This is a genomic window from Priestia sp. VA7 (assembly GCF_055710015.1).
Window position 1 is genome coordinate 90,137 of the sequence record NZ_JBVQPN010000002.1, and the last position, 14,853, is coordinate 104,989.

Annotated in this window: 12 protein-coding genes; 10 read left to right on the top strand and 2 right to left on the bottom strand. The window is 36.7% G+C overall.

Features of this window, described 5'->3' with window-relative positions; genetic code table 11:
* Positions 1-220: 220 nt before the first annotated feature.
* Complete coding sequence (locus tag AC0C45_RS07070) at positions 221-796, bottom strand: GNAT family N-acetyltransferase (protein ID WP_013055419.1); 576 nt, start codon at positions 794-796, stop codon at positions 221-223.
* Between the two features lie 451 nt (positions 797-1,247).
* Between AC0C45_RS07070 and AC0C45_RS07075 the strand changes: the two genes are divergently transcribed.
* The 6 genes from AC0C45_RS07075 (at position 1,248) to madM (ending at position 7,730) form a co-directional block, all read left to right on the top strand.
* Positions 1,248-2,612, top strand: coding sequence for an amino acid permease (locus tag AC0C45_RS07075; protein ID WP_034654378.1), 1,365 nt, complete (start codon positions 1,248-1,250; stop codon positions 2,610-2,612).
* A 432-nt stretch (positions 2,613-3,044) separates the two neighbouring features.
* Positions 3,045-4,448, top strand: coding sequence for an amino acid permease (locus AC0C45_RS07080; RefSeq protein WP_472927996.1), 1,404 nt, complete (start codon positions 3,045-3,047; stop codon positions 4,446-4,448).
* A gap of 418 nt (positions 4,449-4,866) precedes the next feature.
* Entirely contained in the window at positions 4,867-5,265 is a 399-nt protein-coding gene (spxA, locus tag AC0C45_RS07085) for a transcriptional regulator SpxA (RefSeq protein ID WP_013055422.1), read from the top strand.
* Between the two features lie 201 nt (positions 5,266-5,466).
* Positions 5,467-6,363: a LysR family transcriptional regulator gene (locus tag AC0C45_RS07090; protein ID WP_047931007.1), complete on the top strand. Its 897-nt coding sequence runs from the start codon at positions 5,467-5,469 to the stop codon at positions 6,361-6,363.
* 195 nt (positions 6,364-6,558) lie between these two features.
* Positions 6,559-6,972 (top strand): malonate transporter subunit MadL, encoded by a 414-nt coding sequence (madL, locus tag AC0C45_RS07095; RefSeq protein ID WP_237893454.1) that lies wholly within the window; start codon positions 6,559-6,561, stop codon positions 6,970-6,972.
* Entirely contained in the window at positions 6,969-7,730 is a 762-nt protein-coding gene (gene madM / locus AC0C45_RS07100; RefSeq protein ID WP_013081762.1) for a malonate transporter subunit MadM, read from the top strand. Before madL ends, madM begins: the two co-directional genes overlap by 4 nt.
* A 93-nt stretch (positions 7,731-7,823) precedes the next feature.
* Here the strand turns inward: madM and AC0C45_RS07105 are convergent, their stop codons facing one another.
* Positions 7,824-8,492 (bottom strand): TerC family protein, encoded by a 669-nt coding sequence (locus AC0C45_RS07105; RefSeq protein ID WP_047931006.1) that lies wholly within the window; start codon positions 8,490-8,492, stop codon positions 7,824-7,826.
* A 360-nt stretch (positions 8,493-8,852) separates the two neighbouring features.
* On the opposite strand from AC0C45_RS07105, the gene mecA reads away from it, so the two are divergent.
* The 4 genes from mecA to pepF all read left to right on the top strand — a co-directional run bounded on the left by mecA (position 8,853) and on the right by pepF (position 14,547).
* The gene (mecA, locus tag AC0C45_RS07110) at positions 8,853-9,533 is read left to right on the top strand and encodes an adaptor protein MecA (protein WP_280168838.1); all 681 of its coding nucleotides are present in this window, start codon (positions 8,853-8,855) and stop codon (positions 9,531-9,533) included.
* 214 nt (positions 9,534-9,747) lie between these two features.
* Positions 9,748-11,265 (top strand): cardiolipin synthase, encoded by a 1,518-nt coding sequence (gene cls, locus AC0C45_RS07115; RefSeq protein WP_013081764.1) that lies wholly within the window; start codon positions 9,748-9,750, stop codon positions 11,263-11,265.
* A 119-nt stretch (positions 11,266-11,384) separates the two neighbouring features.
* Positions 11,385-12,566, top strand: a complete 1,182-nt coding sequence (locus tag AC0C45_RS07120; protein ID WP_047931003.1) for a competence protein CoiA — start codon at positions 11,385-11,387, stop codon at positions 12,564-12,566.
* A gap of 163 nt (positions 12,567-12,729) precedes the next feature.
* Positions 12,730-14,547: an oligoendopeptidase F gene (gene pepF / locus AC0C45_RS07125; RefSeq protein ID WP_013081766.1), complete on the top strand. Its 1,818-nt coding sequence runs from the start codon at positions 12,730-12,732 to the stop codon at positions 14,545-14,547.
* The last annotated feature ends 306 nt before the right edge of the window (positions 14,548-14,853 follow it).

Consider the following 14,853-nt stretch of genomic DNA (forward strand, 5'->3'; position numbering starts at 1 on the left):
TTGCAAAAAACATGTAAGAACAAGTAACATTAGCGCTTTACAGGTATTATACAGTAAAGGATTGAAAAATACTATTGAAAATTTTCAGAATTTTATATTTAAGACAAAATATCTATGTATAAATCTTATAACTAAAGGAATATAAGTGATTAATAATGTTGTGTATTGAATAATAATTCAAGATTTATAAAAAGAAGGTAGACATGCGTCTACCTTCTTTTTATAAATCTGCTAAGATATCGCCGTCTTTACGATTTTTGTCAATTTTTAATACTTGATCTGCCGGCTGATAAGACGCACCATATATTTCTTTGTCTTTGTACGTATGAATTAACTCGTACGTTTTTTTCATTTTATTTAAAATGCTTTCCTCTGTTTCAGAGGTAGGAGACCAATATAGAATTTCCATCTGGTTAATTTCATTTGTAGCTAATGACCGGCGGTTATAGCCAATTGTTTGAGCATGCTTAAAGTCTGCACGTTTATAAAAATGCAGTCGTTTTGCTGAGTCTGAATCTTTATAGTCTACAGGCTCTACTTCTAAGATAATTGGTTTGTTATGCTGTTTTAACTCATCAATTAATTTACCTCCAAGCCCTTGACCTCGAGCGTCTTTTGAAACAAAGAGGTAATCAATAAAGATAAATTGGTCTGTTTCCACGTACATTAATACGTGATGAGGTCCTTCGTTTTTATGATAAATATCGCTGCGTTCTTGTAAAAGCGTTTCGATATGCTTCTTTGATTTCATTTCTTCAATGGGAAAATATTGACTTAGTTTTTCATACCAATTCATAGCACCCTCCTACTGATCTTTTCATGATGATGTTCATAATAGTGTTTAAACAGTTATCTTATCTTTACCCTTTTTAGGGAAAAGTAAGCATCTATAATTGAAAATATAGAAGAATAATCGATAGATTATTCTTAATATTTATATAACTATAGCAGAATAAGAACATATAATGTAAAAAATGGTTTTTATTATATTTAAACCGTAAGTTTATTTGTGAAAATCACAAAAAACTATCGCATTTTTTGTGATTTTTGATAAAATGAACAAAGTGAAGTTTTTTTAATATTGTATTTTATAGATGTGAGAGCGGTAAAAGTATAGGTGTGAAACTTGCAATATCAGATTTTTAGTACATACACTGCCTAGAATTATTTGGCTGAAAAATAAGTTAATACTATACACGTAGCCGCTATCGCTATTAAATGAAATGGATATGTTAGGAGAGAGAATTATGCAAGGGAACACGCAAGAAAAAGAATTAAGCCGTGGACTTGAGGAAAGACATATTAGCTTAATGTCTTTAGGTGCAGCTATCGGAGTTGGACTGTTTTTAGGTTCTGCATCCGCTATTCGGTTAGCGGGTCCTGGTATTCTTATCATGTATGGAATCAGTGGTCTTATTATGTTTTTTATTATGAGAGCGCTAGGTGAAATGGCAGTACAAAATCCAGTAGCCGGTTCTTTTAGTAAGTATGCTAACGATTATTTAGGGCCACTTGCTGGTTATTTAACAGGCTGGAACTACTGGTTTATGTGGATTATTACATGTATGGCTGAAATTACAGCTGTTGGAGTATATATGGAGTTTTGGTTCCCAGGTGTACCTCAGTGGATATGGGCACTTGCAGCACTCGTTATCATGACAGGGGTTAACTTTTTAGCTGTAAAAGCATATGGCGAACTAGAGTTTTGGTTTTCTCTTATTAAAGTAGTAACGATTATCCTTATGATTGTGTTGGGCCTAGGCATGATTATCTTTGGAATTGGAAATGGCGGTATTGCAACAGGAATCAGTAATTTATGGAGTCACGGGGGCTTTTTCCCGAATGGCATGAAAGGCGTTCTTTTATCACTTCAAATGGTTATGTTTGCTTACCTTGGTATTGAAATGATTGGGGTAACAGCAGGAGAGGTGAAAAATCCGGAAAAAACACTAACAAAAGCAATTGATAATGTACTGTGGAGAATTTTGATTTTTTACATCGGAGCTTTGTTTGTTATTATGTCTATTTATCCTTGGCCAGAGATTGGAACGCAAGGAAGTCCATTTGTTTTAACATTTGATAAAGCTGGAATTCCCGCCGCAGCAGGGATTATAAACTTTGTAGTGTTAACAGCGGCTTTATCTTCTTGTAACAGTGGAATTTTTAGTACAGGCCGTATGTTATTTAATTTAGCTCAGCACGGGGAAGCTCCAAAACGCTATGCTAACTTAACAAAAGGCGGCGTGCCTGGTGCAGCAGTTATTGCTTCAGCTGTTGTACTGCTAATCGGAGTTGGCTTAAACTATGTTGTTCCTGATAAGGTGTTCACCTGGGTGACGAGTATTGCCACTATTGGAGCAATTTGGACATGGGGAATTATTTTACTTTCTCAAATTCGCTTCCGCAAGGGATTAAACGATCAGCAAGTAAGTAATTTAAAATATAAGCTTCCATTTTTCCCGTATACGTCATATCTCTCTCTTGCTTTCTTAGCGGGAGTAGTAGTGGTGATGGGCTTTTCCTCTGATACAAGAATAGCCCTTATTGTAGGTCCGGTATGGTTTGTTTTATTGGTTGTTGTCTACTATTCAAAAGGTTTTCATAAAAGATAAAAAATAAAGCTCGGACAAAAGTAGTTTCGTTGAAGAAAGATCCGAACGAGTTGAATTCTTAATCAAGAATTCAACTCGTTCGGATTTTTTTATGGTGAACATAGGTTTACTGTATGTAGGGCTTCTAGCTATTGAATTGGAGGGCAAGGGGTAGACTCTCCACAGCGGTGTAACAAGCGGGATCCATACGAACTCATATATCCCATTTATTCATCTTTAGATTGATGTAGTTGTGTCCCAGCCGCATTTTTTTCCAAAAGAAAATGAAGGATTTATTATTTAACTTTTTGCTTTAGTGTGCTAATATATTATATTGTTAAACAAATGAAGAGATGAATAAAGAAACAAATAATTTTTACGTGTTAATAGATTAGCATCGAGCTTTCTATCTCAAAAGTTTAAGCTTTTAGAAAGCAAAAGGAGACACAGCAAATGAAAGATAAAAAATGGGGACTTTGGTTTTTAACAGCCTTTGTAGTTGGTAATATGGTAGGCGGCGGAGTATTTATGCTTCCTTCTAATTTAGCAAACGTATCAAGTCCAGTCGGTTCAACACTTGCTTGGATTGCAACAGGTCTTGGCGTGTTCATGATTGCTCTTGTATTCGGGAATTTAGTCATGAGAAAGCCCGAATTAAAAGGAGGGCCTCAAAGTTATGCGGCGAATCTTTTTTCATCGCCTAAAGCAGGTAAAGTAGCAGGGTATAGCATGGCTTGGGGCTATTGGGCAGCTAACTGGGCTGCAACAGCATCTGTCATCATATCGTTTGCGGGATATTTAACAACGTTCTTTCCAGTAATGGAGAGTAAGGATATTTTATTTTCAGTCGGAAATTTTCAATTAGAAGCTGGAAAATTCATTACGTTTTTAGTATGTTCTATTGTCCTATGGGGAATTCAAGCTATTTTGCAGCGAGATATTAATAGTGCCGGTAATATTAACTTTATCACAACGGCAGCTAAAATTATTGGATTCGGTTTATTTATTGTTGTGGCGCTATCGCTATTTAGCGCATCCAACCTGGTCAGTACAGAATTTGTTAATTCAAAAGGTATAAATGTAGGATTGGGAAGTCAGGTCAATGGGGCAGCCATTGCTACGCTGTGGGCCTTTATCGGAATTGAATCGGCTGTACTATTATCTAACCGTGCAAAATCACAAAAAGTAGTGAAGAAAGCAACGCTGCTTGGATTATTGATCTCAATGGTTATCTATGTGGGGATTACGCTTCTAGCTATGGGGATTCTTTCAACAGCTCAGCTTCAGCAGTCTCAAAAACCTTTGGTAGATACGTTAGAAATGGTGATTGGACATAAAGGTGCTTACGTAATGGCCATTTTAGCACTTATTTCTTTATTAGGTTCTACTGTTGGATGGATTGTTGTTAGTGCAGAAGTTCCTTATCAAGCAGCGAAATCAGGGTTGTTTCCACAGTGGTTTGCTAAAACAAATCAGAACAATAGTCCAGCCCGCTCACTAACATTAACAAATGGCTTAACACAGTTGTTTTTGTTTGCGACTATTTCAGGTACAGTTTCGCAAGCCTATAATTTCGCCATTGTTGTAGCTACTCTCGCTTATTTAGTTCCTTATTTCGTGACGACAGTTTATCAATTAAAGCTTATTGTGACGGGTGACACGTACGACACGATTAAAGGATCGCGAGTAAAAGACGGAATCATTGCCTCGTTAGCACTTATTTATTCACTTTGGGTGATTAAGACAGGGACAGCTGATTTAAAAACATTTTTCTTAGGTATTGGCTTATTTGTAATCGGGCTGTTACTGTATCCTATCTTAATGAGACGAGGAAAAAGCACATCAGCTATTAAATAAATAAGAGGTTATTTCAAAAGCTTTGCAGAATGTCAGTTCTTCTGCAAGGCTTTTTTAGTGACTGAAAAATTTGAGGAATTTGTAAAAGAAAAAAATAATAAAAAAAATGAAACTAATCTACAGGTTTATTCGTAATAGTAGTGTGGTAAATAAATAATGAAGAAAATCGGCAATGAAAATGATGACAGTGAAGGAACGAACTAATGTACTAGTTCACTTCAAAAAGTATATCATTCCGATGAAGTTTATAGTATAATGCAAATAGATATTATTTTTTAAAAGTAATTATAAAGTAGTATCGATTTTCATTATCAGTCATTAAATATTTACACTCGTTGAAGTTTGTATAAAACAACATGATTTACAGTTCATGTTTTAAATGTTATGACCGATTATGATAGAAGGAGTGAAGGAGTAAATGGTTACATTATATACATCACCAAGTTGTACATCTTGTCGTAAAGCGAAAGCTTGGTTAGAGGAAAATGATATTGGATATACAGAGCGTAATATCTTTTCAGAGCCGTTATCAATCGACGAGATTAAAGAAATTTTACGTATGACAGAAGATGGAACAGATGAAATCATTTCAACACGTTCGAAAACTTTCCAAAAACTAGACGTTCAGGTAGACGCTATGCCTTTGCAAGATTTGTATGAATTAATTCAGCAAAATCCTGGCTTGTTGCGCCGTCCGATTATCATTGATGAAAAACGTCTACAAGTTGGTTACAATGAAGACGAGATCCGTCGTTTCTTACCACGTAAAGTGCGTACTTTCCAACTTCGCGAAGCTCAAAGACTTGTGAATGGTTAATTTTTATATTTGTCTGTTTAAGATTTAAATAAGAAACCAACCAAGTAACGTTTGCTTGAAGTTGGTATATAAAAAATAAGCAGCAGGGGGCCAGATGGCCTCTGCTGCTTATTTTTTGTCGAAATAGCAGGGGAAATGAAGTATATATGTAATTAATAAAGAAAGAGAGTATCTAAACATATAAAAGTGGTGGTGAACGGATTGGAGCTTTTACAGCTAAAATATTTCCAAGTAGTTGCTAGACTAGAACATATAAGTAAAGCGGCCGAAGAGCTATACGTATCTCAGCCTGCGCTCAGCAAAACGATTTCACAGTTAGAAAAAGAGCTAGGCATTCGTTTGTTTGATCGAAACGGTAAATACATTAAATTAAATCGATATGGTAAAGCATTCTATGCCAAAGTAGAACTTGCTTTAAAAACATTGGAACATGCAAAGCACGAGCTAAAGGATATGTCGAACGATCCATGTGAAGAAATTCGCCTTGTTGTATTAGCTAGTTCACATTTGCTTCCAGAGCTATTAAGCAGGTTTCGTGAACAATATCCTCAGGTGCGTTTTCGACTGATGCAGCATTTGACTAATAGCAATTCACAGCCTGATTTTGATTTATGCATTTCAGCTTTTCCATTAACAACCCGTCAGATCGAACATACTCCTTTACTTCGTGAATCGATTTTGCTTGCAGTGCCTCTTGATCATCCTTTAGCCAAGCAATCACGTGTAAAGTTAAATGAACTTAAAAATGAGAAATTCATTGTGCTGAAGAAAGGGAAAGAGCTAAGGAAAATAACGGATGTAATTTGTAAGGAACAGAATTTTGTACCTCAAATTACGTTTGAAAGCGATGATCCAGCAACAGTAAGAGGTTTGATTAGAGCGAAGCAAGGAATAGGTTTTATTCCTGAAGTAACTTGGGGAGGTTCTACAGGAAAAGATGTAAAACTGCTGAAAATTGAAGAGGAAACATTTGAACGTACTATCTTTCTAGCTTGGAACAATGGAGGCTATGTGACGGATTTACAACAAATCTTCAGGCAGTTTGTGATTGATTATTTTAAACATCTACGCTCCGGTATGTCTCATGAATACATATAAGAATCATGACTAAATGTCATGATTTTTATTTCTTTTTCGAATAAATCTAAAGTGAACAGTAGAGAAAAACTGTATTATGTCATTTTTGATATAAGTATATAACTAAAAATGCATAGGTTATTCAACTTTTTTCCTTTACACTATTTTTAAATCATAAAGTAAACGCTTTCAATAATGAGGTGGGGAGGAAGTAATATGATAATCTTCGGTGTAGCGCTGCTGTCTATTTGCATGTTGATAGGGGTAATTGTTGGGGACGCATTAGGAGGGCTGATGAGAGTAGAAGCCAACGTTGGAGGAGTAGGGGTATCCATGCTTCTTCTTGTACTAGCGGTGGATTATTTAAAGAAGAAAAATAAGCTCCAAGTAAAATCCGAAGAAGGCATTGCTTTTTGGGGAGGTATTTATATTCCTATCGTGGTAGCAATGTCTGCACAGCAAAATGTTGTAGCTGCTCTTGATGGAGGAGGCATGGCGCTTCTTGCAGGGGTAGTAGTAGTCGTAGTAGGCTTTTTATCCATACCATTTATCAGCAGAATAGGAGAGAAAGCGAAGGTGAAAGAACAAGAAATAGAGCTTTCTATTTTACCTAAGGAGCAGATAAAATGATGAATATGATTAAAGAAGGATTAGAAAATAACGGGCTGATTACGGCATTTGCTATTATTGGGATTGTCATGTATATTGCTTATTTTTTATCAGATAAATTAACAAAAGGAAGAGTTCATGGATCTGCTATTGCTATTATGTTTGGGTTAATCCTTGCTTATATCGGTGGAGTGAATACAGGAGGAGAGAAAGGAATTTCTGATATACAGTTATTTTCAGGAATTGGTTTAATGGGCGGAGGGATGCTGCGAGACTTTGCCATTATTGCTACTGCGTTCGGCGCCAGTTTTAGCGAAGTCAAAAAAACGGGAATCAGCGGGATTACGGCCTTGTTTTTTGGGGTCTTCTATTCCTTTGTAATAGGTGTAATTATTGCTCTTTGTTTTGGATATAGAGATCCCGTTGCTTTGACCACAATCGGAGGAGGAGCCGTAACCTATATTGTGGGGCCGGTTTCTGGAACTGCGATTGGAGCCTCTTCTGATATTATCGCGTTAAGTATAGCTGTAGGATTAATTAAATCCATTTCAGTTATGATTTTGACACCGATATTTGCTAAGAAAATCAAATTAAACAACCCTCGTACAGCAATGATCTATGGAGGAGTTATGGGGACGACGAGCGGTGTAGCAGCTGGTTTAGCCGCGACAGATGTAAAACTTGTACCTTACGGAGCCATGACAGCTACATTTTATACAGGTCTTGGTTGCTTACTCGTACCATCTATTCTTTTTTTACTCACAGAGATTATTTTTTAAGTGTACAAAGTGTTTTATGAATAAAAGACTGCTATGCTCATTAAACTAAAGAAAAGGCCATACTAAATAAAAATGTTTAGTATGGCCTTTTCTTTATCGTTTAATTGAACGAAAGCTATTAACAACCATGCCGCTTATCAGCACAACAGCAATTGTTATATACGGAATAAATGTTCCTAGAGATGTATGGGCTGCAAAGAATGAATGTAAGTTCTTTTCATGTCCAATCATATTTCCAGCAGTATAAGCTAAAATAGCTGCTCCCCCATAAACGAGCAGGGGAAATCGTTCCATCAAATACAAAATGAGCTTGCTTCCCCAAACAATAATGGGGACGGATACGAGTAATCCGATAACAACCAAGATAATATTTCCATGAGCTGCGCCTGCTACAGCTATTACATTATCTAGTCCCATTACAATATCAGCAAATACAATCGTTCTTACAGCGGCGACTAATGTCACGCCTGCACGGATTGAAGATGCATCATCACCTTCTGATACAAGAAGCTTAAAGGCAATGATCACTAATAAAAAACCGCCGATGAGCTGCAAGTAAGGAATAGTTAGTAAATAAACAGCTAAAATAGTAAGTACAATGCGAACGATCACAGCTAAGCCAGTCCCTAAAAAAATAGCTTTGTTTCGCTGATATTCAGGTAAGTTGCGGCTTGCTAAGGCAATAACAATAGCGTTGTCTCCACCTAATACAATATCGATACCGATAATAAGAAGAATGGAGGTTATTAATTCTAAATCCAATAGTCTTCCCTCCCAATATGTAAGGATAAGTAGCTCATATTGCTTTATCTGTGTTCATTTTTAACAAAAAGCGTTCATAGGGTAAAGAGATTATGTATATAACAAAGTAAGGTGTAAGGTGGCTATGAGTTGCCAGAGTATTTTTCATTTCCTTTCTTTCGCATTTTGTCATAAAATAGATATACAAGGTTCACTCAAATAGTGTATGCTTGTATATCCCAAGTTAGAATGCTTTACAAAGTGAGAAAGTACATGTAATATTGCTTTAACACGGGGGTAAAATAGTCCCTTCATCGTTTAGGGGTAATGTTCGAAATGGCCGGATTACCTTCACTGATTTTTCCGAAGGGAGAGATGATAATGGAAATCGAACGCATTAATGAAAACACAGTAAAATTCTTTGTCACTTACGTAGATATTGAAGAACGTGGATTTGATCGCAATGAAATTTGGTTTAGCCGAGAGCGCAGTGAAGAGCTATTCTGGGAGATGATGGACGAAATTCATCAAGAAGAAGAGTTTGTAGCAGAAGGTCCTCTTTGGATTCAAGTACATGCGCTTGAGAAGGGGCTAGAGGTTATTGTAACAAGAGCACAAGTTTCAAAAGACGGTCAAAAGTTCGAAGTACCTGTTGGTGAAAATGATAAAATCGATATCCCTGTAGATGGAAAAATTGAAGCGTTGCTTGATCATCAAGCGAATCAAAATAAAAAAGCTGATATTGAAGAAGAAATTATAGAAGACGAAGGGCTACAGTTCGTCGCACGCTTTCAAGACTTAGAACATTTAATTTCCTTAAGTCACCATTTAGAGTTAGATGATATCATCAACAGCATGTACGTGTTTGAAGGAAAATATTATTTATACGTTGAGTTTACAGATGATGAAGACTTTGTAGCTGAAATTGATAACATTTTAAGTATCATTTTAGAATATGCAAATGAATCAAATGTAACAGTTCATCGTTTAATGGAATATGGAAAAGAATTAATCAGTGAAAATGCACTTGAACAAGTAAAGCAGTATTTTCCTTTACGATAATAGCAGCCGATTTCATGTATATGAAATCGGTCTTTGTTTTGTCTTCATTTTGGGAAAAGCTCTCCGCTCATATCGAACAATTTAGGTGGAAAAAGCAGGCGGCTGGTTCCTACATGGGAAAGTGTAGTGTTAAAATAACAAGTTTGAGGATAATAACGGTATAGAGACCTGTTATTAATGATGAAAGATTGGTTTTAGGATAGGTGAAAACAAGTTGAAAAATAGATTACAGCTTTTAATTTTTGTTATTGGTATTATTGCTTTGCTTTATTTTACAAAAGGGTATTGGGACGGTAAATTTATTGGCGTGCTAAGTATCTTAATTACGATTAGTGTTGTTTTCATCGGTCTTGTTATTTCATTAGAAAACCGTCATCCAACTCAAACGCTAACGTGGCTCGTAGTATTAGGCGGTTTCCCGGTAATAGGGTTCTTTTTTTATTTGTTATTTGGACGCAATACGCGAAAACGGCGTTTATTTGCTAAAAAAGCAAAGCTGGATGAACAGGTGCTTTTAAAGATGGAAAGAGATTCCGGTATATTAGAAAATCACTTTGAACAGTTGGGCACCAGTAGAAAGCAAATGCTGAAGCTAGCCGTCAGGCTTGGCAAGAGTCCAATTTCTTTTTCATCAGATACGCGCGCATTGACGAATGGAAAAGAGACGTTTCACGAAATTATGGAATCATTAAAGCATGCAAGGCATCATATCCACTTAGAGTATTACATCGTACGACATGATCACTTAGGAGAACAAATTAAAGATATTTTAATTCAGAAGGTACAAGAAGGAGTTTATGTACGTTTCTTGTACGATGCCGTGGGCAGTTTTCAGCTTTCACCGCATTATATTCACGAGTTAAGAAACGCGGGCGTAGAAATGATTCCATTCTTGCCGGTCAGACTTCCATTTCTCAATAATAAAATCAACTTCCGTAATCATCGTAAAATTGTAGTCATTGATGGAACAATTGGATTTGTAGGAGGTTTGAACATTGGTGATGAATATCTTGGGAAAAGTCGGCATTTTGGCTTTTGGAGAGATACCCATTTGATGGTGAAGGGTGAGGCAGTCCGTTCATTGCAGCTTATTTTCTTGCAAGACTGGTATTATATGACAGGTCAGACGATGCTTACTCAAACGTATCTATCGCCGGATTTAATTGACATTGATATGGAAAAGTGCGGCGGTGTTCAAATGATTGCCGGCGGACCAGACCGTGAGTGGGAAATTATCAAACACTTATTTTTTTCGATGATTACGTCTGCGAAAGAGTCCATTTGGATTGCCTCTCCTTACTTCATACCTGATGAAGATATTTTTACTTCTCTCAAAGTAGCTGCTCTAAGCGGTATAGATGTAAGGCTTCTTGTACCTCAGAAGCCTGATAAAAAAATTGTTTTTCATGCATCACGCTCTTATTTTCCAGAGCTGCTAGAAGCAGGTGTGAAAATTTACGAGTATAAAAAAGGATTTATGCACAGCAAGATTGTGATTGTTGATAGAGAAATTGCCTCTATTGGAACGGCTAACATGGACATGAGAAGCTTTCATTTGAATTTTGAAGTAAATGCTTTTTTATATCGCACAGCTAGTACTCAAAAGCTCGTATATGAATATATGCAAGATTTAGAAGAAACGAGTGAGCTTCACTTTAAAGACTTTGAAAAGCGGCCATTTATACAGCGGCTATTTGAATCAACAGCCCGTTTGCTTTCACCGCTATTATAATCGCTGTAAACCACATTGCGTACGGTGCAATGTGGTTTTTTTCTGAAAGAAAAGGGTTTAGTAGAAAGGTGTCGAATACAAGAATATAGCTCGCTATTATAGGAAGGAGAAATGTACGATTGTTAGTTGCCCAAACAGAAGAAGGCCTCATTTCACTAGCTCAGCGCTTTTCGCTTGAACAGCTTAAGCTGTGGAAAAAAGAAAAGCAATTCTACTGTCCCTCTTGTCAATCCCCTGTACAGTTAAAGGTAGGTACAAAAAAAATTCCTCATTTTGCGCACCTGAAAAAAACGTGCGTCGCTCAGCATGAAGGTGAAACAGATTATCATCTCGACGGAAAACGAAAGCTGTTTCACTGGTTTAGTTCTCATCTTGAAGTCGAGTTAGAAAGTTATCTTCCTGACATTATGCAGCGTCCAGATCTTCTTGTAGATACGCCCTCGCAAAAATATGCAATCGAATTTCAATGTGCTTCCTTATCTTCCTCAGCGCTAACCAAACGTTCTATTCATTATGAGAAAGGAAATTATATGCCCCTTTGGATTATGGGGGCAAAAAGAATGAAGCGCTTATCCACTTATATGTATCAACTTTCTTTTCAAGAGTGGCAGTTTCTTACTCTTTCCGATTATACGCCCACACTTCTTTATTTTTCACCTTCTACTAATCAACTGTTGAAACTTGAACATCTTATTCCTTTTTCATCTCAGATTTGTTATGCACAGCTTGTCGTGCTCTCTCCTCACGAGCATACCTTTCATGATCTTTTTTCTACACATACACAACCTCAATTTTTCTCTTCGTGGATAAAGAAAAAGAAGGCATGGAGAACGCATTATATCCTCTATCCTAATCAGAAGCTTCAGCCTTTTTTACACGCTCTTTATGAAAATAATATTCCTCCCTCCCATATTCCAGCAGAAGCAGGCATGCCGCTGCCTTCTTTATACATGGTTGAAACGTCTGCTATTATATGGCAGACGTGGCTGCTTCTCGATTTAATGCAGCAGAAGCAAGTAGGGGATTTAGTTACAGAAAAAGAGTTAGGCCGGCTATGGCTCTACAGAATTCATAAGCGGCATATTGTATTTCGGTCTTTGCCAATGGCCCCTGTCGCTGTGGAACAGCCCCTGTTTGAGTATATAGAGGTATTATGCCGGCTAGGAATGCTAACGTATATAACTTCTGGGGTATACAAAATCAGAAGGCCCTACACGATTCCAAAGCAAACATCTGATGCTTTTTTAGAAGATGGACAAATGATGAAAAGGTGGTTAAATCAAGCAAAAGAAGTGACATAATCACTGAAAATCAGTACGCTTAAGAAAGAATCCTTTTTTCAAAAGCGTACTGACTTTTGATTAATTCTTTTAAAACAACATACAATAACGAGAGAAATAAAAAGGATTCGCCTTAGAAAAAGCGAACAGTTATAGACAGGTAGAAAAAGATGGAGGGATGACCATGAGTGAACAATCAAAAGTAAAAAAGTTACCAAGTAGAAGCGAGATAAAAGTAGAAGATACGTGGAAACTAGAGGATATTTTTGCTTCAGATGACGCATGGGAAAAAGAATTTGAAGAAGTAAAAGCTCTTATTCCGCAAATGGAAAAATTCAAAGGGAAACTTGGAGAGTCCGCTCAAACTTTATACGACGCTCTTCAAGAGCAAGACGAGCTCACAATGCGCGTTAGTAAACTTTATACATATGCTCATATGCGCTACGATCAAGATACCACTAACTCTTTTTATCAAGGGTTAAATGATCGAATCAAAACACTTTATACCCAAATTGCAAGTGCACTATCGTATGTAACACCAGAAATTTTGTCTATTGAAGAATCAAAAATTAAACAATACATGGCGGAACATAAAGAGCTAAAGTTATATGCTCATGCATTAGATGAAATTACTCGCGAGCGTCCGCACATTTTATCAGAAAGCGAAGAAGCGCTTCTTGCTCAGGCTTCTGAAGTGCTAGGATCTTCAAGCAACACGTTTGGAATGCTAAACAACGCAGATTTAGAATTCCCTTCCATTAAAGATGAAAATGGAGAAGAAGTAGAAATTACGCACGGGCGCTATATTCGTTTCCTAGAAAGCAGCGATCGCCGCGTACGAGAAGAAGCGTTTAAAGCGGTGTACGAAACGTACGGTAAATTTAAAAATACGTTTGCAAGTACGTTAAGCGGCACGGTGAAGAAAGATAATTTTAGCGCCCGCGTTCGTCACTATAATTCAGCTCGTCACTCAGCTCTTAGCACAAATAACATCCCAGAAGAAGTATACGATAACTTAGTTAAAACAGTGAACGATAATTTGCATTTATTGCATCGATATATTGATTTACGTAAGAAAGTATTGGGAATTGAAGAGCTTCATATGTATGATCTCTATACGCCTTTAGTAAAAGACGTAAAAATGGAAGTAACCTATGAAGAAGCAAAAGATTATATTTTAAAAGGCCTGAAACCACTAGGTGAAGACTACCTTAACGTGTTAAAAGAAGGATTTGAAAACCGTTGGGTAGACGTTCATGAGAACAAAGGCAAGCGAAGCGGTGCTTATTCTTCAGGAACGTATGGCACCAATCCTTATATCTTAATGAACTGGCAGGATAATGTAAATAACTTGTTTACACTAGCCCATGAATTTGGCCATTCTGTACACAGTTATTACACAAGAAAAACGCAGCCATATCCTTACGGAGATTATTCAATCTTTGTGGCAGAAGTAGCTTCAACGTGTAATGAAGCGCTTCTAAACGATTATTTACTAAAAACGATTGATGATGAAAAGCAGCGCTTGTACTTGCTTAACCATTATCTAGAAGGATTCCGCGGTACGGTATTCCGTCAAACAATGTTTGCTGAATTTGAGCACGATGTGCACGTGCGTGCTCAAAACGGAGAGCCGCTTACACCTGAATTATTAACAAAATTATATTATGACTTAAATAAAAAGTATTTTGGAGACAACTTAGTGATTGATGAAGAGATTGGATTAGAATGGGCTCGTATTCCGCATTTCTACTACAATTACTACGTTTATCAATATGCTACAGGGTTCAGTGCAGCAGCGGCATTAAGCAAGCAAATCCTTGAAGAAGGAAATGCAGCTGTTGAGCGCTATGTAGGTTTCTTAAAGTCAGGAAGCTCTGATTATCCAATTGAAGTGTTGAAAAAAGCAGGAGTAGACATGACAACATCTCAGCCTATTGAAGAAGCGCTAGCCGTATTTGAAGAGAAATTAACGGAAATGGAACGTTTATTAAATCAATAAAATTAAAATGAAGCAGGAGCTGTATCCTGCTTCATTTTTTAAATCCTCGAAACTTGTTGTGATTGTTAAGCAATGTAAAAATAATAAGGATAGCTAAAAATAAGAGAGGGCCTGCGATAATGAGAGGGACAAGTTGCATAAGAGATAAAATATAGAATAAAAAAGAAACCAAAAGAATAACAACCCCTAGAGTAATTCCAGCAATTTTCATAGTTAACACCTCTATTAAAAGCATAATTGGTTGTACTATATGAGTGAATCTGGCTGTTTATGAAGTTTTTTTATAAAAAAGTGAATAAAATTGAA